General features: G+C 72.8%; 17 protein-coding genes. 10 read left to right on the top strand and 7 right to left on the bottom strand.

What is annotated here, in order from left to right:
• Positions 1-19: 19 nt before the first annotated feature.
• On the top strand, positions 20-361 hold the full coding sequence (locus ACFWPQ_RS32810) for a VOC family protein (protein WP_384042733.1): 342 nt from the start codon (positions 20-22) through the stop codon (positions 359-361).
• On the opposite strand, the gene ACFWPQ_RS32805 is transcribed toward ACFWPQ_RS32810, so the two are convergent.
• The 3 genes from ACFWPQ_RS32805 to ACFWPQ_RS32795 form a co-directional block, all read right to left on the bottom strand.
• A complete protein-coding gene (locus ACFWPQ_RS32805) occupies positions 258-1,472 on the bottom strand; it encodes a glycosyltransferase (protein ID WP_384042730.1) in 1,215 nt (404 codons plus the stop codon). The two genes, ACFWPQ_RS32810 and ACFWPQ_RS32805, sit on opposite strands and share 104 nt — an antisense overlap.
• 86 nt (positions 1,473-1,558) lie before the next feature.
• Entirely contained in the window at positions 1,559-2,881 is a 1,323-nt protein-coding gene (locus ACFWPQ_RS32800) for a nucleotide sugar dehydrogenase (RefSeq protein WP_384042728.1), read from the bottom strand.
• A gap of 89 nt (positions 2,882-2,970) precedes the next feature.
• On the bottom strand, positions 2,971-4,392 hold the full coding sequence (locus tag ACFWPQ_RS32795; RefSeq protein WP_384042725.1) for a glycosyltransferase family 4 protein: 1,422 nt from the start codon (positions 4,390-4,392) through the stop codon (positions 2,971-2,973).
• 101 nt (positions 4,393-4,493) lie between these two features.
• Between ACFWPQ_RS32795 and wecB the strand changes: the two genes are divergently transcribed.
• From wecB to ACFWPQ_RS32770, 5 genes are all read left to right on the top strand, one after another.
• The gene (wecB, locus tag ACFWPQ_RS32790; protein ID WP_384042722.1) at positions 4,494-5,603 is read left to right on the top strand and encodes a non-hydrolyzing UDP-N-acetylglucosamine 2-epimerase; all 1,110 of its coding nucleotides are present in this window, start codon (positions 4,494-4,496) and stop codon (positions 5,601-5,603) included.
• Complete coding sequence (locus ACFWPQ_RS32785) at positions 5,600-6,250, top strand: class I SAM-dependent methyltransferase (RefSeq protein ID WP_384042719.1); 651 nt, start codon at positions 5,600-5,602, stop codon at positions 6,248-6,250. Before wecB ends, ACFWPQ_RS32785 begins: the two co-directional genes overlap by 4 nt.
• Complete coding sequence (locus ACFWPQ_RS32780; protein WP_384042716.1) at positions 6,250-8,064, top strand: hypothetical protein; 1,815 nt, start codon at positions 6,250-6,252, stop codon at positions 8,062-8,064. Before ACFWPQ_RS32785 ends, ACFWPQ_RS32780 begins: the two co-directional genes overlap by 1 nt.
• Positions 8,061-10,247 carry a glycosyltransferase gene (locus ACFWPQ_RS32775; protein ID WP_384042714.1) on the top strand — a complete coding sequence of 729 codons (2,187 nt, stop codon included), beginning with the start codon at positions 8,061-8,063 and terminating at the stop codon, positions 10,245-10,247. The genes ACFWPQ_RS32780 and ACFWPQ_RS32775 overlap by 4 nt, the downstream gene beginning before the upstream one ends.
• A gap of 256 nt (positions 10,248-10,503) precedes the next feature.
• The gene (locus tag ACFWPQ_RS32770) at positions 10,504-11,226 is read left to right on the top strand and encodes an alpha/beta hydrolase (RefSeq protein ID WP_384042711.1); all 723 of its coding nucleotides are present in this window, start codon (positions 10,504-10,506) and stop codon (positions 11,224-11,226) included.
• A 9-nt stretch (positions 11,227-11,235) separates the two neighbouring features.
• On the opposite strand, the gene ACFWPQ_RS32765 is transcribed toward ACFWPQ_RS32770, so the two are convergent.
• On the bottom strand, positions 11,236-12,237 hold the full coding sequence (locus ACFWPQ_RS32765) for an acyl-CoA desaturase (RefSeq protein WP_384042708.1): 1,002 nt from the start codon (positions 12,235-12,237) through the stop codon (positions 11,236-11,238).
• 265 nt (positions 12,238-12,502) lie between these two features.
• On the opposite strand from ACFWPQ_RS32765, the gene ACFWPQ_RS32760 reads away from it, so the two are divergent.
• Positions 12,503-12,808 (top strand): hypothetical protein, encoded by a 306-nt coding sequence (locus tag ACFWPQ_RS32760; protein WP_361302119.1) that lies wholly within the window; start codon positions 12,503-12,505, stop codon positions 12,806-12,808.
• 65 nt (positions 12,809-12,873) lie between these two features.
• Here the strand turns inward: ACFWPQ_RS32760 and ACFWPQ_RS32755 are convergent, their stop codons facing one another.
• Both ACFWPQ_RS32755 and ACFWPQ_RS32750 read right to left on the bottom strand, forming a co-directional pair.
• Positions 12,874-14,169, bottom strand: coding sequence for an MFS transporter (locus ACFWPQ_RS32755; protein WP_384042820.1), 1,296 nt, complete (start codon positions 14,167-14,169; stop codon positions 12,874-12,876).
• A gap of 287 nt (positions 14,170-14,456) precedes the next feature.
• Entirely contained in the window at positions 14,457-15,122 is a 666-nt protein-coding gene (locus ACFWPQ_RS32750; RefSeq protein ID WP_384042706.1) for a TetR/AcrR family transcriptional regulator, read from the bottom strand.
• Between the two features lie 157 nt (positions 15,123-15,279).
• On the opposite strand from ACFWPQ_RS32750, the gene ACFWPQ_RS32745 reads away from it, so the two are divergent.
• The 3 genes from ACFWPQ_RS32745 to ACFWPQ_RS32735 all read left to right on the top strand — a co-directional run bounded on the left by ACFWPQ_RS32745 (position 15,280) and on the right by ACFWPQ_RS32735 (position 20,096).
• A complete protein-coding gene (locus ACFWPQ_RS32745; protein ID WP_384042704.1) occupies positions 15,280-16,161 on the top strand; it encodes a shikimate dehydrogenase in 882 nt (293 codons plus the stop codon).
• A 104-nt stretch (positions 16,162-16,265) separates the two neighbouring features.
• A complete protein-coding gene (locus ACFWPQ_RS32740; RefSeq protein WP_384042701.1) occupies positions 16,266-18,047 on the top strand; it encodes a TIM barrel protein in 1,782 nt (593 codons plus the stop codon).
• Between the two features lie 177 nt (positions 18,048-18,224).
• On the top strand, positions 18,225-20,096 hold the full coding sequence (locus tag ACFWPQ_RS32735) for an ArnT family glycosyltransferase (protein WP_384042699.1): 1,872 nt from the start codon (positions 18,225-18,227) through the stop codon (positions 20,094-20,096).
• A 13-nt stretch (positions 20,097-20,109) separates the two neighbouring features.
• Here ACFWPQ_RS32735 and ACFWPQ_RS32730 read toward each other — a convergent pair whose 3' ends face one another.
• Positions 20,110-23,001 (bottom strand): glycoside hydrolase family 2 TIM barrel-domain containing protein, encoded by a 2,892-nt coding sequence (locus ACFWPQ_RS32730; RefSeq protein WP_384042697.1) that lies wholly within the window; start codon positions 22,999-23,001, stop codon positions 20,110-20,112.
• Positions 23,002-23,027: the final 26 nt, after the last annotated feature.

The following is a 23,027-nucleotide window of genomic DNA, read 5'->3' as shown; positions in this document are numbered from 1 at the left end:
CCGGGACTAGCCTCCGCGCGTGATCAATGGGGCACATGTGGTGATCTACACGCGCGACGCCGAGGCGGACCGCGCCTTCCTGCGGGACGTGCTGGGCTGGCCGCACGTCGACGCCGGGCACGGCTGGCTGGTCTTCCGGCTGCCGCCGGCCGAGGTCGCCTGCCATCCGGCCGACGGCGAGCCGTCGCACGAACTGATGCTGATGTGCGACGACCTGGACGAGACGGTCACCGAACTTGCCGGAAAAGGCGTCGAGTTCAGCCGACCCGTCCAGATCGCGGCCTGGGGCCGGGTGACGGGCTTCCGGTTGCCGGGCGGAGGCGAGGTCGCCTTGTACGAACCGCGTCACCCGCGCGCCTAGTCCCGGTCTCCTCCCGCACCCACGTCTCCAGCCACTGGGTGAACTCCGCTGCCTTGTCAGGCCAGTTGAAGTGGGTGAGGGCAGCCTCGCGGCCGCGCTGGGCCGCGGTGTGGCGCAGGATCGCGTCGGTGCTCAGCCGGCGTATCGCCTCCGCCGCCGCCCGCGGATCCTCGTAGGGGACGACGAGCCCGCAGCCGTGCTGCTCGACCATGTCCGCGGCCAGCGGGGTGGGGGTGGTGACGACGGGAACGCCGTGGGCCATGTACTCGACGACCTTGGTGGGCCGGGAATGGCGGTAGTTGGGCTGGTCGTGGAGGAGCGAGAGGCCGGCCAGGGCGCCCGGGAACAGGGCGAGGGCACGGTCGTTGGGCAGGAAGCCGTGCCAGCGCAGGACGCCGTCCCGGTCGGCGGCCGTGAGCGCGTCCCGGACGTCGGGGTCGGCCGCGCCGGCCACCTCCACGCGCAGGCCGGGGCCCAGGTGCCGGGCCGTCTCTATCAGGTCGAGCGCGCCGCGCGCCCGGGACAGGTGGCCGACGTAGACGACCCGTTCGGTGCCGGGCGGTTCGGGTGCCCCGGTCGGGGCGGTGGTGAAGTTCGGCACCACGGGGTGGGTGCGGCGGAACCGCTCCTGGTAGGCGTCCTCGGCGAGCAGCAGCCGCAGATGACGTTCCGCCAGCCGTTCGGCCGCGCGGACGCCGAGCCGCAGCGGTGGCCGCAGCGGCCCCGGCACCCAGCGTTTCATGGCGAGCGCGGCCGCGGTGTCCTCGTGGACGTCCCAGACGACCACCGGACCGGTGCCGGACCGCCGCCAGCGGCGCAGGGTGCCTGGGAGGGTCAGCAGCAGTTCCGGGTCGTGGAGCAGGACGAGGTCCGCCTCGTGGCCGCGTTGGGCCAGCAGGGTCCGGGCCGCCCGCACCGCCGTGCGGCGGCTGCGGCCCACCGCACGGGGCAGGTCGATGCCCTCCAGGTCCGGGCGCGGCCGTACCTCGCGGGCCGAGAACGGCGCCGCGTAGACCACGTGGTGCCCGCGGTCCCGCAGCGCGCCGATCTGCCGGTGCAGGATGCGCGCGTCCTCGGGGTGGTGGACGACGGTGACGACGAGTATCCGCATCTGAGCGCCTTTCGACTCCGCGGCCCGGAGCCCTTCGACTCCGGTCCGCGGAAGGGGAGTTGCCACAGAGGTCCGGCAGCGACCGGTTACAGCACCTCGACGCCGGGCCGGAAGATCCGCCCCCGGGTGTCGAAGAGCAGACGGGCCTCGTCGCCGAGGGCCGGGAGGTCGTACCCGGAGTGGTCCTGGAGCAGGATCGTCAGGTCGTGCGAGCGCACGGCGGCCATCACGTCGGTGACGCGGGGCACGCCCTCCCCGTCCACGAACCAGGCCTGCACGAACGGGTCGTGGAAGGCGATCTCCGCCTCCCGCTCCCGCAGCAGCCGGGCCACCGGCACCGCCGGCGCCTCGCGCTGGTCGGCGACGTCCGGCTTGTAGGTGACGCCGAGGAGCAGCACCCGGGAGCCGTGCAGCGCGCGGCCCTCGTGGTTGAGCAGGTCCTGGGCGCGCCGGACGACGTACTCCGGCATATGTGCGTTGATCTCCCGGGCGAGTTCCACGAACCGGAACTCGTAGCCGATCGAACGCACCTTGTAGGAGAGGTAGTTGGGGTCGATCGGGATGCAGTGACCGCCCACCCCGGCGCCCGGCCGGAAGGCCTGGAAACCGAACGGCTTCGTCCCGGCGCAGCGGATGGCGTCCCAGACGTCGACATGCAACTCGCGGCAGAGAATGGCCAGTTCGTTGACGAGGGCGATGTTGACGTGCCGGTAGGTGTTCTCGAGGAGCTTGGCCATCTCGGCCTCGCGGGTGCCCTTGGCCTGGACGACCGTGTCGACGAGCTTGCCGTAGAAGGCGGCTGCCTTCGCCGCGCACGCCGGGGTGCAGCCGCCGACCACCTTCGGTGTCTCGCGCAGCCCGTGGGTGGAGTTGCCGGGGTCGATGCGCTCCGGTGAGAAGGCCAGCGCGAAGTCCTCGCCGGCCCGCAGCCCCGACTCCTCCAGGAGCGGCTTGACGACCTCCTCGGTGGTGCCCGGATAGGTGGTCGACTCCAGGACGACGAGCCGCCCGGGGCGCAGCCGGCCCGCCACCGCCCGCGCGGCGGAGGTCACCGCGCCCAGATCGGGGCCGCCGTCCTCGCTGAGCGGGGTCGGCACGCAGATCACCACGGTCTGCGCGCGGGCCAGGCACTTGTCGTCGGTGTACGCGGTGAACCCGGCCGCCCGCATCCGGGCGACGTCCTCGTCGGAGACGTCGTCGACATGGGAGTGGCCGGCGTTGAGGCCCTCCACGACCCGTGGGTCGAGGTCGAGCCCGGCCACGCGCAGGCCGACCAGCGACGCCTCCCGCGCGAGCGGGAGTCCGACGTAGCCGAGCCCGATGACGGCCAGTTCGAAACTGTCGGGCTGTTCCTCATCCCCGAGCGATGCGCTCGATTCCCCGAGCGGTACGGCCTTTTCGACCTGCATAGGGATTCACTCCGCCCTCGACGGCAGCAACGGCAGATGCCGTATGGATCCGAAGAGCCCGGACGGTGAGCGGTTCCGGGCGCGGGGTCTCAGACACATCCAAGAGTGCGATAGGCCTCTCGGGTCGTGGCAGCGACCCTTTTCCAGGTGCGTTCACGCGCCACCAGCGCGTGGGCGGATGCTCCCCATTCATGCCGCCGTTTTCGACTGTAGAGCAATACTTCGAGAGCTTCTGCCCAAGCTTGCGGAGATTCGGGCGGGATTAGCCGCCCGTTCACTTCGTCTTTCACCAGTTCTCGTAGGGCTGTGACATCACTGGCCGCCACGGGGATACCGCTCGCCATCGCTTCGACCGGCTTGAGTGGGGTGACCAGATGGCAGACCCGTTCGTCCGTGCGCGGCACCGCGAAGACATCGAGAACCGCGTGGTAGGAGCGCACTTGGTGGTGCGGCACGCGGCCGGTGAACAGGACGACGCCGGCCCCGAGCCCGAGCCGTTCGGCCAGCGCCTGGAGCCTGCCGCGCTCCGGCCCGTCCCCGACGATCAGCAGCCGCAGCGGGACACCCCGGCGGCGCAGTTCGGCACCCGCATGGAGCAATGTGCCGATTCCCTCGTGTGGAGTAAGGCTGCTCACGGTGCCCACCACGTAGTCGTCCGCCGCGATGCCGAGCCGGGTGCGCAGTTCCGCCCCGTCCGGCGGCGGCGCGAGGAAGGCGTCGTCCACCGCGTTGGGCACGATCAGGACCCGCTCCTCGGGCACCCCGCGGGCCACGATCTCGGCCTTCATCGCCGTGCCCAGCGTCAGCACCAGATCGGCCCCGCGCATGCAGTACGTCTCCAGGGCGCGCCGGGCCCGGTACGACGCGTCGTCCACGGTGCGGCCGGGCGCCTGGGTCAGCCAGGTCTCCTCCAGGAACCCGCGCACCTCGTACACGACCGGCAGCCGGTAGGTCTCCCGCAGGGCCAGCGCCACCCGGCCGTTCCCGTGGTCGGTGGCCGCGTGCAGCACCGCCGGCCGCAGCCGCTCCACCAGCCGCCCGGCCAGCTCGGCATTGCGGGCGAGGACCGCCGCCTGGCCGTACGGCAGCCCGTACGGCAGCAGCCGGTGCTGCGGCACCCCGTTCACGATCTGCAACGGACGGGCGTCCAGGACGCCCTGCGCCACCGGGAACCCGATACGGGTCACCACGTGCGGATCGAGCCCGGCGGCCCGCTGGGCCTCGGCGAGGGCCTGGGTCCGCACGGTGTAGCCGGCGTGCTTGAACGGCAGCCCGTTGGTGACCAGATGGAGCACCCGGCCGGGCTCGGGCCGCACCGCCCGCCCGGCGGGCGCCGGTACCCGGGCCGGGGACGGGCCGGCGGTGGGCCCGGCCGCGCGGGCCCGGGCGGCGAGCCGCTTCTCGACGGGTTGCAGCCCGCTCCGCACCCGCCCCGGAAGCAGCCGTACGCCGAGCAGCGCGGCCCGGGCGGGGTCGTGCCGCAACTCGCCCCAGGCGACGGATGCGGCCAAGCTGATTGCACGGGGGAAGCGATGAACACCACGCGGCAGGTGCCGGGACGGACGTCGGGCCATGTCGCCAAGGTAGGCCGACAGAGCGGAGAACGTACGACATGAACGGCCGCGTACTCCATGTCGTAGGGACCAGGCCGAACTTCGTGAAGGCCGCGCCCGTCGTCGCCGCCCTGCGCGCGAGCGGGCACGACCAGGTCCTGGTGCACACGGGTCAGCACTACGACGAACGGATGTCGCACATCTTCTTCCGGGAGCTGGGCCTGCCCGCCCCGGACACCGACCTCGGCGTCGGCTCCGGCAGCCACGCCCGGCAGACCGCCGACCTGCTGGTGGCGCTGGAGGGCGAGCTGCTCGCCCGCGCCCCGGCCCTGGTCGTCGTCTACGGCGACGTGAACTCCACCCTGGCCGCGGCCCTGGTCGCCGCCAAGCTGGGCATCCCGGTCGCCCATGTCGAGGCGGGCCTGCGCAGCTTCGACATGGCGATGCCGGAGGAGGTCAACCGGCGCCTGGTCGACCAGCTGGCCGAGCTGCTCTTCGTGACCAGCCCGGAAGCCGTCGGGCACCTCGCCCGCGAGGGCGTCGACCCGGGCCGGGTGCACTTCGTCGGCAACCCCATGATCGACACCCTGCTCACCCATCTGGAGCATTTCGACCCGGCCGCCGCCCGGGCCGCCCACGCGCTGCCCGAGCGGTACGGCGTGGTCACCCTGCACCGGCCGGCCAACGTCGACGACCCCGAGGCCGCCGCGGCCGCCGCCCGCGCCCTCACCGAGGCCGCCGGCCACCTCGACCTCGCCGTCCCCCTGCACCCGCGCGGCCGCGAGGCGCTGCGCAGGGCGGGCCTCGCCGACGCGCCCGGCATCCACCTCCTCGACCCGCTCGGCTATGTCGAGTTCATGGGCCTGGTCCGCGGGGCCGCCGCCGTGATCACCGACTCGGGCGGCGTCCAGGAGGAGACCACCGTGCTCGGCGTGCCCTGTCTGACGCTGCGCACCACGACCGAACGCCCGGTCACCGTCACCCACGGCACCAACCGCCTGGTCCGGCACGGCGAACTGGTGCCCGCCCTGCGCAAGGTCCTCGACGGGCAGCCGGCGGCCGACCCCGAGGGACCACCGCTGTGGGACGGCAAGGCCGGCCCCCGGATCGCCCGCGTGCTCACCGAGTGGCTGGAGTGCCACGACCACCGAGTGGCTGGAGCGCCATGACTGACGCCACCCGTACCCACACCGCCGCCCCGCTCACCTACTGGGACACCCGGCACCGCGAACGCGACGACCTCGCCTCCGGCGGCCACATCGGCCTGGACCGCCCCGGCAACGAGATCTTCTACGCCATCCGGCTCGGCCAGCTCCTCACCCTGATCGGCGACCTGTCCAGCCCCGCGTCCCCGCTCTTCGTCCTCGACGCGGGCTGCGGCAAGGGGCACTTCGCCCGCTCCCTCGCCCGCTGCGGCCACCACGTGGACGCCTTCGACGCCAGCGAGGCGGCCGTCACCCACGCGCGGGCCGAGGGCGGCGGCCCCCGTTACGCCGTCGCCGCCCTCGACGAGTGGCGCAGCCCCTGGCTCTACGACGTGGTGCTCTGCGTGGACGTCCTCTTCCACGTCCTGGACGACGCGCGGTGGGCGGCGAGCCTGCGCAACCTCGCCTCACTCGTCCGGATCACCGGCCGCCTGATCGTCACCGACGAGCACATCGACGAGCCCGTCCCGCGCGGCGACTACATCCTGCACCGGCCGATCGCCGCCTACCGCGAGGAACTCGAACCGCTGGGACTGAGCCACACCCACTTCCGGCCCTACGGCTTCCGCGAGAACCGGGTCGGCTTCCATGTCTTCACGAGGACCCGCTGATGCGCCTGACCGATCTGCTCCACCCGCACCTGGACGACGTGACCTCGGTCGTGGACGCGACCGGCGGCGGCCTGCGTCTGGACCCCTATCTGCACCTCCCGCCGGGCGTCGGCCTGACCCGGCACGAACAGCCCGTCGGGCAGGGCGAGCTGATGCTCCTCTGCTACGGCCCCGACCCCGCCCTGCACGGCGACGAGGCGGACTGCCTGGCCGCACTGGAACGGATGCGGCCCGGCGGCCGCGGCCTGATCGTCTTCGGCCACCCCGGCACCGACCTGCCCTACCACCGCCTCCTCGACGCCCTGGTGGCACACCGCTGCCAGGTACTGCACGCCGCCTCGCTCGGCTACACGCACCTGCACGCCGGCGCGGTGTTCGCGTGCACCGAGGAACTCCTGCCGCCGCACGACTGGTTCGGCCACCCGCTGCCGGCCGACGGCTTCGCCACCGCCCTTCGGATCGCCGACGAGTACGTCCTCGCCGACTTCGTCTCCCGCTCCCAGCGGGCCCGCCTGATCGACCTGGAGCGGGCGGCCGAGGAGAGCGCCCGCGCCCTGGAGACCGCCCGCGAGGACGGCCTCGCCGAACGGCTCGCCGCCGCCGTGCGGGACAAGGAGCAGCTCACCTCCGCGCTGCGCCGGGCCCGGGAACGGACCGGTGTACTGGAGTCGCGGGTGGCCATGCTGGAGGGCTCCACCTCGCTGCGGGTCGGCAAGGCGCTGGTCTCCGCGGCCCGGTCCCCGAAGCGCCGCGCGGCCAAGCTGCCGGGGGAGCTGTACGGGCTGTGGCGGCAGCGGAAGGCCAAGGGCGGCCCGGCCGGCTCCCGTCCCCGCGCCGCCACCCCCGCGCCGGAGTCGCAGGCCGACGACCGCTTCCACCTCTCCCACCGGGCCCTGTCCGTGACGCCCCGCGACCGGCTGGTGCTCACCGGCGTGCTCACCGACCGCACCGCCCGGGACTTCGCGGCGGACGCCGTGGTCGCCCGGGTGCTGCCGCACGACGGGCGGCTGCTGGTCGAGCGCACCGACCCCGACGTCTTCCTGGTCCAGCTGAGCGCATGCGCGGCCCAGGACGGCCCCTGGTCGCTCACCGGCACCGGACTCGCCCCCGACCTGGACCGCCGGCTGGCCGAACTGGTCGACCTGGCACGGGGGCTGGGCCGCGCGGCCGTGCTGTGGCGGGACGGCCCGGCGTCGTCCGCCCCGGGCCTGTCCCTGCTGCCCTGGGACACCGTCCTCGACGGCGACACCGGGACGGCGCTGTGCCGTCTCGACCCGGTCACCGACGGCCGGGACCGGCTCCGGGACGTCTTCCTGCAGGACAGCACCCGGCTCCGGCTGGCCCGGCTCGCCGCCCTCACCGGCGGCCCCGACCCGCTCGCCGAACGCCGGATCGCCGTCCTCGCCGCGCCCCGGGACGCCACCGACGTGGCCCGCCTCGTCGCCCAGGCGCTCGGCCAGCTGCACCGGCCGGCCGAGGTGGTCGTCGCCGACCCGGCGGGCCTCGCCCTCGACGAACTCACCGCGGCCTCGGTCGCCGTGCACGCCGGACCGCCCACCGCACCCTGGGTCGCCGACTGGACGGACCTCACCGAGGACCGCCCCGACACCCTGCTGCTCGACCTGCTCTGCGCCCAGGAGTTCTCGGGCGCCGACGCGGTGGGCCACACCCCCGCCGCCGACGACTACGCCTTCGTACCCGCCCTGCACCCGCTGCTCGTACGCCGCGCGCTCCTGGACTCCGGCACCCCGCCGGACAGCTGGTCGAGGGCCGGGCACCGCCTGTTCGCCGTGCGTGGAAAGGAACCGTCATGACCCGCACCCTGAGGGCGCTCGTCTACGGCGACGTGGACCTCAACCTCATCGACGGCTCCGCCGTCTGGGCCCAGTCGACGGTCCAGGCGCTGTCCCGCGCGGGCTGCCGCACCCGCCTCGTCCTCAAGGCCCCGGTCGAGACCGGCCGGCTGACCGACCCGCTGGCCGGCCTGCCCGGCGTCACCGTGGTCCGCCCGTACGAGGAACACCTCGTCCCCGGCCAGGGCGCGCACCCCCTCTCGCCCTTCCAGGCCTCGCAGTTGCTCGCCCGGCTCGACGCGGAGGAGCCCTGCGACCTGCTGGTGCTGCGCGGCCGGCGGCTGGTGAAGCAGATCGTCGGCGACGGCGCCTTCGAGGGCCGGATCTGGGCCTACCTCACCGACATCCCGCAGTCCCCGGCCGAGATGACCGAGGAGGCCCGCGCCGACCTCGCCCGCATCGCCACCGCCTCCCGGCAACTCCTCTGCCAGACAGAGGAGTTGCGCTGCTTCCTGGAGGCCTGGGTGCCGGAGGCCTGCGGCCGGTCCGTGCTCTGCCCGCCCGCGGTGCCCGAACCCGGCTTCCCGGTGCCCGGGCGCAACGGCCTGCACGATCCCGTACGCCTCGTCTACACCGGCAAGTTCGCGCCCCGCTGGAACACCCTGCCCATGACCCGGCTGCCCGCGATGCTCGCCGAACGCGGTATCCGGACCGAACTGCACGCCGTCGGCGACAAGATCCACAAGGATGCGGCCCACCCCGGCTTCGACACCGCCATGGCCGAGGCGCTGCGCACCACCCCCGAGGTCGTCCACCACGGCGGCGTGCCGCGCGAGGAGGCCATGCGCCTCGCCGCCGACTGCGACCTCGGCCTCGGCTGGCGCGCCGCCTCCCTCGACGCCAGCCTCGAACTCTCCACCAAGGTCCTGGAGTTCGGCTCCCTCGGCCTGCCCGTCGTGCTCAACCGCACCCCCGCCCACGAGGCCCTGCTCGGCGCCGACTACCCCCTGTTCGTACCGGGCACTGCCACCCTCGTGGACGCGGTGGACGCCGTCTGTCTCGCCGTACGCGACACGGCCGCCCGGCACCTCGCCGCCGACCGGTGCGCGGCGGCCGCCCGGGAGTACACCATGGAGGCCGCGGCGGCCCGCTGGCGCGGCCACCTCGACCGCGCCTTCCCCGCCGCGCCCGCCGCCGTCGCCACCCGGGTCCGCCCGCTGCGGGTGGGCGTGGCCGGCCACGACCTGAAGTTCCTCACCCGCCTCCTCGACCACCTGCGCGCGCTGCCCGGCCTCGACGTCCGGATCGACGCCTGGCCCGCGCTCGCCCGGCACGACGCGACCGCCAGCCGTGAACTCGCCGACTGGGCCGACGTGGTGGTCGTCGAGTGGTGCGGCCCGGCGGCGATCTGGTACAGCCGCCACAAGCGGCGCGGCAGCCGGCTGATCGTGCGCCTGCACCGCTTCGAACTCGACGCCGGATACCCGCGCCAGGTCGACATCGACAACGTCGACCGGGTGGTGTGCGTCAGCCCGTACTACGCCCGCGCCACCCGGGACCGCACCGGCTGGCCCGCCGCGAAGATCACCACGATCGGCAACTGGGTCGACGTCGACCAGCTCGACCGGCCCAAGGCGCCCGGCGCCCGCCACCGGCTCGGCATGATCGGCATCGCGCCCAGCCGTAAACGCCTCGACCTCGGCCTCGACGTCCTCGAAGCACTGCGCGCCCGCGACCGGCGCTGGCACCTCTCGGTCAAGTCCAAGCCGCCGTGGGAGTACTGGTGGATCTGGAACAAGCCCGAGGAGCGCGAGCACTACGAGGCGATCCTGCGCCGGATGCAGACCTCGCCGCTGCTCGAAGGGGCTGTCGTCTTCGACCAGTTCGGCCCCGACGTGCCCAACTGGCTGCGCCGCGTCGGGCATGTGCTGTCCACCAGCGACGACGAGAGCTTCCACCTCGCCCCGGCCGAGGGCATGGCCTCGGGCGCCGTACCGGCGCTGCTGCCGTGGCCGGGCGCGGACGAGATCTACGACCGGCGCTGGATCCACGACACCCCCCAGGCGATGGCCGACGCGATCGCCGGACTCGCCGAGCAGGAGGACTGGCAGTCCGCGGGGGCGGCCGCCCGTGAACAGGTACGGGAGGGGTTCTCGCTGGAGCGGGTGGCCAAGGACTGGACGGAGCTGCTGGTGTCCGCCTGAGGAACCCCGCGCTGTGGAAGGCCCCGGGCGAAGGAGGTGCGGGGCCCGTCCGGATCGGAAAAAACCCGTTGGCGGACCGGAAGAAAACCCGTTGGCGGACCACGGCGACCGCTGCTACTTTTCCGGAGGCCGTGCGAGAGAACGAGGAGGTGGTACCCGTGAACGCAGTATCGACATGGGTGCTCCCCTCCGGGGTCACGGTCGGACGCCAGGTCGTCCGGGAGCGCCACTGAGAGCCCTCCCGAAAGGCACGACCGTGCACTTCACTTCCGAACAGCACCTCGACGACGGCGTCATCGAGCGCGAGTTCACCCTCGGCGAGATCCCCGGCACCCTGTGGACGCCCGGATCCGCCGCACCCGCCCCGCTGATCCTCATGGCCCACAACAACGGCCTGCCCAAGAGCCAGCCCCGGCTGGTGGCCCGGGGCCGGCACACCGCGGCGAACGGCTACGCGGTGGCCACCATCGACGCCGCCGGGTGTGGCGACCGGCCCCGTTCCGCCGCCGACGAGCAGGCCCGCGCCGACCTCCGCCGGGCGATGCAGGCCGGCGAACCGGTCGACGAGATCTTCGAGTCCCTCGTCGGCCCGCTGGTCGAACAGGCGGCCCCGGAATGGCGGACCACCCTGGACGCCCTCCTCGGGCTGCCCGAGGTCGGCGGCCCGGTCGGGTACTCGGGGTGGATGGCCCTCGGCATCCGGCTCGCGGTGGCCGAGCCGCGCATCGCCGCCGCCGGCTTCTTCGCCGGCGGGTTCGTGCCCCGCGCCCAGCGCGAGGAGGCCCGGCAGGTCACCCTTCCGCTGCTGATGCTGCTGCAGTGGGACGACGAGGGGAACCCCCGGCAGCGGGCCCTGGACCTGTTCGACGCCTTCGGGACCAAGGAGAAGACGCTGCACGCCAATCTGGGCGGGCACACCGGCACCCCGTGGTTCGAGGGGGAGGACGCGAACCGGTTCTTCGGCCGGCACCTGAAGTGAGGCCGGGCGTCAGGCTGCTGACTCCTGCCGGCCGGCCGGCTCGGGCAGCAGCCTGGCGCCGAGCCGGTCCGCGCTCGGCCAGCGCACGTCGTAGGCCCAGCCCAGCTTCTCGAACACCCGGATGAGACGCGCCGACGGGTCGATCTGGCCGGGGAGCACACCGTGCCGGGCGCCCGTCGGGTCGGCGTGGTGCGAGTTGTGCCAGCTCTCGCCGAAGGACAGCAGCGCGAGCGGCCAGAAGTTGGTGGCCTTGTCCCGGCTGGCGAACGGGCGCCTGCCCGCGACGTGGCAGACCGAGTTCACCGACCAGGTGACATGGTGCAGCAGCGCCATCCGCATCACGCCCGCCCAGAAGAACCCGGTCAGCGCACCGGTCCAGGTGCCCGTGACCAGTCCGCCGACCAGCGCGGGGGCCAGCAGCGAGACGACGGTCAGCGGCCCGAAGAGACGGCCGACGACGCGCAGGTCGCGATCGGCGGCGATGTCGGGCGCGAACCGGGCCCGGTTGCTCAGTTCCCGCTTGAGCATCCAGCCGATGTGCGCGTGCAGCAGCCCCTTGAGCAGCGCGCGGGTGTCGGTGCCGAAGCGCCAGGGCGAGTGCGGGTCGCCCTCGCGGTCGGCGAAGGCGTGGTGGCGGCGGTGGTTCGCCACCCACTGCACCGGCGAGCCCTCCACCCCCAGCGAGCCCGCGACGGCCAGGGCGATGCGCAGACCCCGCCTGGCCTTGAACGAGCGGTGCGTGAAGAGGCGGTGATAGCCGACCGTGAGGCCGAAGCCGGAGACCAGGTAGGCCACCACGGCCATGGCGACGTCCAGCGCGGACAGGCCCCGTCCCCACACCAGCGGGACCGCGACCACCAGGCCGATCAGCGGGCCGACCACGAAGATCCACATCGCGATGCCCGCCGCGGCGGTCTGCGGGGCGTCGAGCAGCGGCTTGGCTCCGGCCGCGATGTCGGTGTCGCCTTCGGCGACGGCCTGTTCAGGACGGTCAGCTGTGCTCGGGCTCATCGGTTCCCCGCCGTTGCTCGAGGGTGTCGGACCCGGTGCCGGACCGACCGGGAGAAGGCATGCGCCTGCGCTGGAGAGAGTGCTCGGCGGCCTACGGCCCACGATCGCACCGAACGGCATCCCCGCAGGTCATCGCTCATGTCCAGGGTGTGAACGGCGTGGGACCAAATCTCCCTCGGCCGGGCCCCGGGAACGCTTGATCTCAAGTGCGCTTGAGGTTCTAGAGTCGAGTCTGCTGACGCCGATGCAGGGGAGGGGAACGGTCATGAGGACGCTGGTGCTCGGAAGGACGCCCGCCAGGGTGACGGCCGTGCTGGACACGCTGCGCACGGACGGCTTCGACGCCGAGGGGGTGAGCACCGACGAGGAGGCCCGGAAGCTGCTGGAGACCGGGGAGTTCGGGGTGCTGATCATCGGCGGGGGCGTGGGGCCCGAGTCCCGCGCCGCGTTCAAGGAGCTGGCCGCGGGACACCGGGTGCGGCGCGTGATCGACGGGGCGTTGCGGGAGCCGTTCGACGCCTACGTGCGGCGGGAGTTCGAGCCGCTGATCCGGGAGGCGGCCGAAGGGTGACGGCCGCCGTCCGCCCGGGCGCCGGCCCGGGCGGACGTATGTCTGTTCCTCCTTGCGCGACCGGTTCAGGCCGTCACGGTCTCAGGCCGGGACGCCTCGCGGGGAGAGCGTGACCCGAGGTCCTCCGTGGCCACCGTGTGGGTCTCGCGGGCGGACAGCGCGGCGATCACCGGCGGCACGCACAGCGCCGCCGTGAACAGGGCCACCGACGACCAGTCGTCGCCGCCCGGACCCGCGATCTGCGCCGCGAAGGTCACCGCGAACCCGGCCACCGCGAACCCGATCTGGGTACCGATCGCCATGCCCGACAGCCGCACCCGGGTCGAGAACATCTCGCCGTAGAAGGACGGCCAGACACCGTTCGCCGCGCTGTAGACGACGCCGAAGGCGACGATCCCGAGGAGCATGATCAGCGGGTAGGAGCCGGTGGAGATCGCCCACAGGTAGCCGAACATCGCCACCGCGCTGCCCACCGCGCCGATCAGGTACACCGGCCGCCGGCCGATCCGGTCCGACAGCGTCGCCCACGCCGGGATCGCGCCCAGCGCCACCAGGTTCGCCAGCGCGCCGACCCACAGCATCGACGTCTTGGACATCCCGACCGAGTCGCTCGTCGCGTACGCCAGCGCCCACACCGTGAAGATCGTGCTCACCGAGGCGATCAGCGCGCCCCCGATCACCCGCAGCACGTCCGCCCAGTGGTGCCGCAGCAGCGTCACCAGCGGCAGCCGTACGACACCCTCGCCCGCCGCCTGCTCGGCGAAGGCCGGGGTCTCCTGGAGCTTGCGCCGGATGAACCAGCCGGCCACGGCCACCGCGACACTCAGCCAGAACGGCACCCGCCAGCCCCAGGACATCAGCTGGTCCTCGGGCAGCTGGGAGACCGCGATGAAGACCAGGGTGGCGATCAGCTGGCCGCCCTGGGTGCCGCTGAGCGTGAAACTGGTGAAGAAGCCGCGCCGGTTCGGCGGCGCGTGCTCCAGACTCATCGAGCTGGCGCTGGCCTGCTCACCGGCGGCCGAGATGCCCTGCAGCACCCGGCACAGCACCAGCAGCACCGGGGCGAGGCCGCCCACCTGGGCGCGGGTCGGCAGGCAGCCGATCAGGAACGTCGACAGGCCCATCAGCAGCAGCGTGAAGACCATGATCTTCTTGCGGCCGACCCGGTCCCCGAAGTGCCCGAGGAACAGCGCGCCGACCGGGCGGGCCGCGTACGCCACGCCGAACGTGGCCAGCGAGAGCAGGGTCGCGGTGGCCGGGTCCGAGTCGTCGAAGAAGACCTTCGGGAAGACCAGCGCGGCCGCGCTGCCGTAGATGAAGAAGTCGTAGTACTCCAGGGCGCTGCCGATCCAGGCGGCCATGGCGGCCTTCTTCGGCTGGCCACCGGGTGGTACGGCGGTGGCGGCGGACTGGGCGGGGACGGACACGGCGGTGCTCCTTCGGGGAACTCCAACGTAAGCGGAGTGAGCGGCGGGGGAGAAGGCCGGATCCCAGGGATGACGGGGTCGGCGGACCAGGGGGCCGGGTGCTAATTAACCCACTGGGTAGTTAGTCGCGATGGGTACGGATGTTGCGCTCGCGTTTCCCCGGTGTCAAGAGGTCGTGCCGACCCCGTTCTGCCGCGTCGGGTGTTCGCCGCCCGGCGCGGTCAGTCCGCCGCGCGCTCCGCGGTGAGATAGGCGATCACCATGTCGCCGAGCATGGCCCGGTAGTGCGCGCGCTGCGCCGGGTCCACCAGGTCGCGGCCGAAGAGGGCGCCGAAGGTGTGCCGGTTCGCCACCCGGAAGAAGCAGAACGAGCTGATCAGCGCGTGCAGGTCGACGGCATCGACATCGGCCGTGAACAGGCCGGACTCCTGCCCGGCGGCCAGGATCCGGCGGATCACCTCGAGCGCCGGCGAGCCGATCCTGCCGAGCTTCGCGGAGGCCGCGATGTGCTCGGCGCCGTGGATGTTCTCGATGCTGACCAGACGGATGAAGTCCGGGTGCTGCTCGTGGTGGTCGAAGGTCAGCTCGGCGAGCCGGCGGATCGCCGCGACCGGGTCCAGGTGCTCGACGTCCAGCTGCTGCTCGGCCTCGCGGATCACGCCGTACGCGCGCTCCAGGACCGCCGTGAACAGCTGCTCCTTGCCGCCGAAGTAGTAGTAGATCATCCGCTTCGTGGTGCGGGTGCGGGCCGCGATCTCGTCGACGCGGGCCCCGTCGTAGCCGGCCCGGGCGAACTCCTGCGTGGCCACGTCGAGGATCTCGGCCTGGGTGCGGGCGGCGTCACGCAGCCGCCCGGTGGTCTGTGCCGGTTCGTCGACGCTGGTCATCGGGTTCCTATCGGGTTCCTTCGAGGGGCAGGCCGGTGCGGAGATTGTAGAAGGCCGTGCCGCCGCCGTTGCCGACGAGGTCTTCCCATGCCGTGGCCTCCGGTGTTATAGCTAACGTACTAGTTCGTACATTAGCGCTGCCGCTCAGGAGGGCCACGTGGCCAAGGACTCGTATCTCGTCGGACTAATCGGTTCCGGCATCGGCCCGTCGCTCAGCCCGGCCCTGCACGAGCGCGAGGCCGACCGGCAGGGACTGCGGTACCTGTACCGGCTGATCGACATCGACGTGGTCGGCGTTCCGCCGGAAGCCGTGGGGGAGCTGGTGCGGGCGGCGCGTGACCTCGGCTTCGACGGGCTGAACATCACGCACCCCTGCAAGCAGCTGGTCATCGAGCACCTGGACGCCCTCTCCCCGCAGGCCGAGGCGCTCGGTGCGGTCAACACGGTGGTCTTCGAGGCCGACGGGAGGGCCGTCGGCCACAACACGGACGTGACCGGGTTCGCGGCGTCGTTCGCGCGGGGCCTGCCGGATGCCTCGCTGGAGCGGGTGGCGCAGCTCGGCGCCGGAGGCGCGGGGGCCGCGGTCGCGCACGCGACGCTCACGCTGGGCGCCGAGCGGGTCACTGTCGTGGACGCGGTGGCCGACCGGGCGGCTGATCTCGCGGACTCGCTGAACCGGCACTTCGGGGCGGGGCGCGCGGTCGCCGCGACGCCGGATCGGCTGGCGGGGTTGCTGGCTGATGCCGACGGGCTGGTGCATGCGACGCCGACGGGGATGGCGGCGCATCCGGGGCTGCCGTTGCCCGCGGAGTTGCTGCATTCCGGGTTGTGGGTGGCCGAGGTGGTGTACCGGCCGCTGGAGACCGAGCTGTTGCGGGTCGCTCGGGCGGCGGGGTGCGCTGTGCTCGACGGGGGCGGGATGGCTGTGTTCCAGGCCGCGGACGCGTTTCGGCTGTTCACGGGGAGGGAGCCGGACAGCGGGCGGATGCTGGCCGACATCGGGGAGTTGGCCGGGGCCGTGGAGCGAAATGCTGTGTGACAGGTGCCGGTCCGTTGTGGCTTGTCGCGCCCACGCGGCGGCAGCCGTAAATCGATACAGCCCCGCGCCCCTAGGTAAGTGCTGTGCACGTGAGGAAAAAGGTCATGCGTACTTCCATTGCCACCGTTTCGCTCAGTGGGTCTCTGACCGAAAAGCTCACCGCCGCCTCCCGGGCCGGGTTCGACGGGGTGGAGATCTTCGAGAACGATCTGCTCGCCAGTCCGCTCTCGCCCCGTGAGATACGGACTCGGTGCGCAGATCTCGGGCTCACCGTCGATCTCTACCAACCCATGCGGGACATCGAAGCCGTCCCGGAGGGCGAGTTCGCGCGCAATCTCCGCCGTGCCCGGCACAAGTTCGGGCTGATGCGGGAGTTGGGGGCCGACACCGTTCTCGTCTGTTCCTCCGTCTCGCCGCTCGCGGTCGACGACGACGGTCTCGCGGCCGAGCAGCTCTCCCGACTGGCCGCGCTCGCACAGGACTTCGGCATCCGCGTCGCCTACGAGGCACTCGCCTGGGGGCGGCATGTGAGTACCTACGACCATGCCTGGGGGATCGTCGAGGCGGCCGGGCATCCGGCGCTCGGGACCTGCCTCGACAGTTTCCACATCCTCTCCCGGGGATCCGATCCCAAGGGCATCGAGGACATTCCCGGTGAGAAGATCTTCTTCCTCCAGCTGGCCGACGCACCGCTGCTCGCCATGGACGTGCTCCAGTGGAGCCGGCACTACCGGTGCTTCCCGGGGCAGGGCGGGTTCGACGTCGCCGGGCTCGTGGGGCACGTGCTGCGCACGGGGTATGCCGGGCCGCTCTCCCTCGAGGTCTTCAACGACGTCTTCCGGCAGGCCGAGGCCGGGCCGACCGCCGTCGACGCGCAGCGTTCGCTGCTGGTGCTGCAAGAGGCCGTAGGGGTTGGGGAGTTGCCCGCGCCGGTGGTGCCGACGGGGGTCGCCTTCGCCGAACTCGTCACGCCGGACGCCGAACCCGTCTCCGCGCTGCTCGGCGCGCTCGGCTTCGCCCGGGCCGCGCGTCACCGGAGCAAGCCCGTCGACCTGTGGGAGCAGGGCGAGGCCCGGATCCTGGTGAACACCGGTCCGGCCGCCCGCCGTGACGGCACCGGACTCGCCGCCATCGGCCTGGAGTCACCGGACCCGCAGGGTGCCGCCCGCCGCGCCGAGGCCCTGCTCGCCCCCGTGCTGCCCCGCCGCCGCGCCCCAGAGGACGCCCCGCTCGACGCGGTCGCCGCCCCCGACGGCACGGAGCTGTTCTTCTGCGCCACCGGCCGGGATCCGGAACTTCCGGACTGGCGCGCCGACTTCGCCGACGTGCCGCACGAACCGGGGGCGGCTGCGGCGCGCATCGACCACCTGGCGCTCGTCCAGCCCTGGCACCAGTACGACGAGGCGACCCTCTTCCACCGCAGCGTCCTCGGCCTGCACGCCCAGGAGTCCGTCGACGTCGCCGACCCCTACGGGCTGCTGCGGTCCCGGGCCGTCACCAACGCCGACGGCAGCGTCCGGATCGCCCTCGGGGTCGGCGCGGCCCCGGCCGACGACACCCTGCACGCCCAGCACATCGCCCTGGCCGTCGCGGACGTGGTGGCCGCCGCCCGCGCCTTCCGCAGCGCCGGCGGCGGCCTGCTGCCCATCCCCGCCAACTATTACGACGACCTCGCGGCCCGGTACGAGTTCACCGACGGCGAGCTGGAGACGTACCGCGACCTCGGCATCCTCTACGACCGTGACGCGGGCGGTGTCTTCCGGCACTGCTACACACGGACGGTCGGACGGGTGTTCTTCGAACTGGTCGAGCGGGATTCCGGGTATCGCGGATACGGCGCCCAGAACGCACCGGTGCGCCTCGCGGCCCAGCATGCCGGGCGGTGAGGCGCACCGGCGGGGTTCAGGATTCTTACAGCTTTCATGGGTGATACTGACGAACATCCTGAATGTTCCTTGACAACCCGGACGTGACGTTCGCCGGAATCCAGTCGTCCTACAGGCCGTAGCACTCCAGGGCGTTCTGGAAGTCCTGGACACCGGGAGTCCTGGAGGCCGTCCGCGATGCCGAGCCCTGTCAGCGCCGAACCGCTCGTCCGTGTCGAGGGGCCGCCACCCCCGCCGACCCGGGCGCGGAGCCGTACCCAGCGCTACGAGCGCCCGATCCTCGCCGGCATCGCCACCGTCGCCGCGCTGCTCTTCTTCTGGGGCATCTGGCACAGCGCGTACCACGCCTTCTACGCGAGCGCGGTCCGCAGCATGACCGACAACCCGGTCGCCTTCCTCTACGGCTCCTTCGACCCGGGCAACTCCATCACCCTGGACAAGCTCCCCGGCTTCCTGTGGCCGCAGGCCCTGTCGGCGCTGGTCCTCGGCTTCCACCCCTGGTCCCTGGTGGTCCCGCAGGCCCTGGAGGGCGTGGCCTCGGTGGTCCTGCTCCACGTGGTCGTACGGCGCTGGGCCGGCGTACCGGCAGGGCTGCTGGCCGCCGCCTTCCTCACGCTCACCCCGGTGACCGTGGGCCTCGGCCGTTCGGTCACCGAGGACGCGCCGTTCGTGCTGCTGTTGCTGCTGGCCGTCGAGGCGACCCAGCGGGCCACCGCCCGCGCCCGGCTGCGCACCCTCGTCCTGGCGGGCGTATGGGTCGGGGCGGCCTTCCAGTGCAAGATGCTGGAGGCCTGGGCGGTGCTGCCCGCGCTGGCCGTGACCTACCTGGTGGCCGCGCCGACCACGGTGCGCCGCCGGATCCGGGACCTCGCCGTGTCCGGGGCGGTCATGCTGGCGGTCTCCCTGTCCTGGATGCTGGCCGCCGGCCTCACCCCGGCCGCCGCCCGTCCCTACCTCGACGGCACGACCGACAACTCGCCGGTCGCCCTGGTCGTCGGCTACAACTTCCTGACCCGCTTCCAGTCGCTGGGCGTCGACGCGGCCGGCACCGGGAGCATCGTCGCCGACCGGGCGCACGGCAGGGCCTCGGCGGGAATGGGGGACAGCGTCTGGAAGATGTTCAGCCCCGGGCTGGCCAGCCAGACGGGCTGGCTGTACCCGCTGGCGGCGCTGGGCCTCGCCGCCGGGCTGGTCACGCTGTGGCGCCGCCGCCCGCAGCGCACCGATCCCTTCCTGGCCGGGTACCTGCTGTGGGGCGTCTGGCTGGTGACGTTCTTCCTGGTCTTCAGCTTCGGCAGCGTGACCGGACACACCTACTACATGGGTGTGGTGGCGGTCGGCCTGTCGGCCCTGGCCGCGACGGCCGTGACCCGGGTACGGCGCCGGACCGTGCTGTGCGCCGTCCTCGCCGTCAACGTCGGCTGGTGCGCGGCCCTCACCCTGTACTACCCGCGCTTCTTCACCTGGTCGGTCGGTGTCGCCGCGGTCCTGGCCCTGCCGGCGCTGGTCCTCTTCGCCGTGGGCGGGGCACGTCCGCGCAGGGCCGCGCTGGCCGTCGCCCTCGCGGCGGTCCTGGTCGTCCCCGCCGTCTGGTCCGTGTCGGCGACCTCCCTGCGCTACAACCAGCCCGGCGGCTTCGGCCGGATCGGCCCGGGCAGCATCGCCACCCGCAACGGCGCCTCCGCCCTGACCCCGGCCCAGCAGCGCGTCCTCGCCTACCTGACCGCCCACCGCGACGGCGCCCGCTACCTGGCCGCCGTGCCCCGCTGGCAGATGGCGGCGCCGTACATCCTCTCGGACAACGCCGCCATCCTCCCGCTCGGCGGCTTCACCGCCCATGTGCCGTACCCCGCGCCCGGCACGTTCCACCACCTGATCGACACCGGCCGGCTCCGCTACGTCCTGCTCTCTGCAGCCGACCTCACCCGCCGCGCCCGGGGCGCGAAGACCCCGGGCCGGGCCCTGGTCCGCTGGGCCATCGGCCACTGCGCACCGGTGCACGTCTCCCGCTACACCCTGTACCGCTGCGGACCCGGCCACGGAGGGTGACCGTGCCGAGGGGTCAGTCGACGGCCGAGAACACGAAGGAGAACTCGGCCGGTCCGGCGTGGAGTTGGTACTGCGGCAGCACGCCCGGGCCGCAGGACTGCGAGCCGATGCCGTGCTGGCCGTGGTCCAGGTTGACCCACACACCCGCGGCGGAGCCGCTGTTGGACGCAGTACCCGGGACGAGGTCGCTGCGGTGAGTCGCCGCGTCCAGCTGCTCGGTGGTCCAGCGGCGGGCCGTGAACCAGAACTCCGGGTCGCCCTCGATCCGCAGCCCGCCGAGCTCCGCCCAACGGACGTCCGCCCGGGCGCCGTTCTCCTGCGGACGGAGGTACGGCGTCTGCATCTCGTCCACCGTCGACTGCCAACGGCCCACCATCGAGGCCGTGTTGGTGTCCGGGTACGCCTCGCCCGGCCCGCCGCCGAACCACTGCACACGGTCGGCCGCCGGCAGTCCGAGGCGGACGCCGAGCCGGGGCAGCGGCACCGTCCAGTCGCCGTCGGGGGTCACGGACACGGTGAGCCGCAGGCGGCCGCCGTCCGTGGTCCAGCGGTAGACCGTCACCAGACCGAACTCCCAGGCGGCGGGCGCCACCCGGGTGCGCACGGTCAGGGCGTCGTGGGCCTGTTCCACCGCGTCCAGACGGTGCCGCATGCGGTGCAGGCCGAACTTCCGCCACAGCGCGCCGTAGCGGATGTCGCTCTGCCAGGCGGCACCGTCGTCGTTGTCGGTCGTGGCCCGCCACACGTCCAGTCGCAGCCCGGTCACCGGCACCGAGCCGATGCTCCGCAGCGCGCCGCTGCGCGCGTCGAAGACGGCCGGGCCGAGGGTGATCGTCCCGTCGTCGGACACCACCGGTCCGGCGGAGGCGGTGAAGGACGGCAACTGCCTCCCCGACACCGGGAACTGACCCCAGGCCACCACATGGCCCCGCGGCCCCCAGGCGGTGTCGGCCGCCAGCAGCGCCCGCAGCGTCCACTGCGTCTCGCCGGTGCCGGTGGCGACCGGCGGCTCCGGCAGCTTGACCTCAGCCGACTCACCGGCCGCCAGGGCCGGCACCGCCAGGCTGCCCGACTCGACGGTCTCGCCGCCGACCTGGTACGACCACTCGAAGTCCAGCGCGGACAGATCGGCGAAGTCGTGCTTGTTGGTGACGCGTACGGTCCCGTCCGCGGCATCGCCGTCGATGCGGACGGGCTCGATCACCTTCTTGTACTCCACCAGCCCGGGGGAGGGCCGCCGGTCCGGGAAGACCAGCCCGTCGCAGACGAAGTTCCCGTCGTGCAGTTCCTCGCCGAAGTCGCCGCCGTACGCGTAGCCGTAACGGTCGTCCTCGATGCCGTGGTCGATCCACTCCCAGATGAAGCCGCCCTGGAGCCGGTCGTAGGACTCGAAGATCCGCTGGTAGTCGGCGAGTCCACCGGGGCCGTTGCCCATCGCGTGCCCGTACTCGCAGAGAATGAAGGGGAGCCCGCGGCGCTTGTGGGTGCCGCCGTCCAGACCCCGGCCGATCCGCTCGACCTCGGCGTGGTCCGCGTACATCCGCGAGTACATGTCCGTGTCACGGCAGTCGAGGTCACCCTCGTAGTGCACGAGCCGTGACGCGTCCCGCCCGTGGATCCACTCGGCCATCGCGGTCAGGCCGCGCCCGGTGCCGGCCTCGTTGCCCAGGGACCAGATCACCACCGACGGGTGGTTCTTGTCGCGCTCGACCATCCGGGCGGCCCGGTCGAGCAGCGCCGGGGTCCAGCGGTCGTCGTCGACCGGGTTGTCCCGCCAGGCCTGCTCGGTGAAGCCGTGGGTCTCCAGGTCGCACTCGTCGATCACCCACAGGCCGTACTCGTCGCACAGGTCGAGGAAGGCCGGGTGCGGCGGGTAGTGGGAGGTGCGGACCGCGTTGATGTTGTGCCGCTTCATCAGCAGCACGTCCGCCAGCATGGTCTCCGGATCCAGCGCCCGGCCCCGTTCGGGGTGCCACTCGTGGCGGTTGACGCCCTTGAAGAGGACGGGCCGCCCGTTGACCTTGATCAGCCCGTCGGCGAGCTCCACCGTCCGGAAGCCGATGCGCAGCGGCACCCGCTCGCCCTCGGTGGCCAGCACCCCGTCGTACAGCCGCGGGGTCTCGGCCGTCCACGCCTCGACGGGGACGGTCGCCGACTCCCCGGTCGCGATGTCGATGTCCAGGTCGGGCACGGTGACCCTGCCGTCCACGTCGGAGTCGACGCGCAGCGTGCCCGCGCCGGTGACGTGGTCGTAGGAGGCGTGCACGAAGAAGTCGAGGACGCTGCCGGCCGGGCGGTGCAGCAGGGTCACGTCCCGGAAGATGCCGGGCAGCCACCACTGGTCCTGGTCCTCCAGGTAGGAGCCGGCCGACCACTGGTGGACGCGGACGGCGAGCACGTTGCCGGCCGGCTTCAGCAGCTGGCCGACGGCGAACTCGTGCGGCAGCCGGGAGCCCTTGAACTCGCCGATGTCCGTGCCGTTCAGCCACACCCGGGCGCAGGACTCGACGCCGTCGAAGCGCAGCACCGTCCCGCCGTCCGCCGGGTCCCAGCCCTCGGGCAGGTCGAAGAAGCGCAGGTGGTCGCCGGTGGGGTTCTCGGTCGGGACCCGGGGCGGGTCGACCGGGAACGGGTAGAGGTGGTTCGTGTAGATCGGTGCGCCATGCCCCTGGAGCACCCAGTGCCCCGGGACCGAGACCTCCGCCCAGCCGCCGGCGTCGTACCCCGGCTCGGCGAACGAGTCGTCCTCGGCGTCCGCCGTGGGCGACAGCCGGAAGCGCCAACTGCCGTTCAGGGAGAGGGAGGTGGCGTCCGAGGCGGGATACCAGGCGCGGGGCGGCAGGGCCCCGGAGCCCGGTGAGACGTCCTCGACGTAGTCGACAGCCGTGGCGGAGCGGAAGGACATCGGTCTCCAGGTCTTTCGAGGTGTGT

This window comes from Streptomyces sp. NPDC058464 (genome assembly GCF_042721035.1).
Taxonomy (GTDB): domain Bacteria; phylum Actinomycetota; class Actinomycetes; order Streptomycetales; family Streptomycetaceae; genus Streptomyces.
This window is presented reverse-complemented; position numbering and strand designations above follow the sequence as displayed.

Coding starts and splice junctions, on each gene's coding strand:
- ACFWPQ_RS32785 (WP_384042719.1), top strand. CDS start 5,600: ATGACTGACGCCACCCGTACCCACACCGCCGCCCCGCTCACCTACTGG.
- ACFWPQ_RS32780 (WP_384042716.1), top strand. CDS start 6,250: ATGCGCCTGACCGATCTGCTCCACCCGCACCTGGACGACGTGACCTCG.
- ACFWPQ_RS32765 (WP_384042708.1), bottom strand. CDS start 12,237: ATGAGCCCGAGCACAGCTGACCGTCCTGAACAGGCCGTCGCCGAAGGC.
- ACFWPQ_RS32750 (WP_384042706.1), bottom strand. CDS start 15,122: ATGACCAGCGTCGACGAACCGGCACAGACCACCGGGCGGCTGCGTGAC.
- ACFWPQ_RS32800 (WP_384042728.1), bottom strand. CDS start 2,881: ATGCAGGTCGAAAAGGCCGTACCGCTCGGGGAATCGAGCGCATCGCTC.
- wecB (WP_384042722.1), top strand. CDS start 4,494: ATGAACGGCCGCGTACTCCATGTCGTAGGGACCAGGCCGAACTTCGTG.
- ACFWPQ_RS32805 (WP_384042730.1), bottom strand. CDS start 1,472: ATGCGGATACTCGTCGTCACCGTCGTCCACCACCCCGAGGACGCGCGC.
- ACFWPQ_RS32760 (WP_361302119.1), top strand. CDS start 12,503: ATGAGGACGCTGGTGCTCGGAAGGACGCCCGCCAGGGTGACGGCCGTG.
- ACFWPQ_RS32775 (WP_384042714.1), top strand. CDS start 8,061: ATGACCCGCACCCTGAGGGCGCTCGTCTACGGCGACGTGGACCTCAAC.
- ACFWPQ_RS32730 (WP_384042697.1), bottom strand. CDS start 23,001: ATGTCCTTCCGCTCCGCCACGGCTGTCGACTACGTCGAGGACGTCTCA.
- ACFWPQ_RS32755 (WP_384042820.1), bottom strand. CDS start 14,169: ATGGCCGCCTGGATCGGCAGCGCCCTGGAGTACTACGACTTCTTCATC.
- ACFWPQ_RS32735 (WP_384042699.1), top strand. CDS start 18,225: ATGCCGAGCCCTGTCAGCGCCGAACCGCTCGTCCGTGTCGAGGGGCCG.
- ACFWPQ_RS32740 (WP_384042701.1), top strand. CDS start 16,266: ATGCGTACTTCCATTGCCACCGTTTCGCTCAGTGGGTCTCTGACCGAA.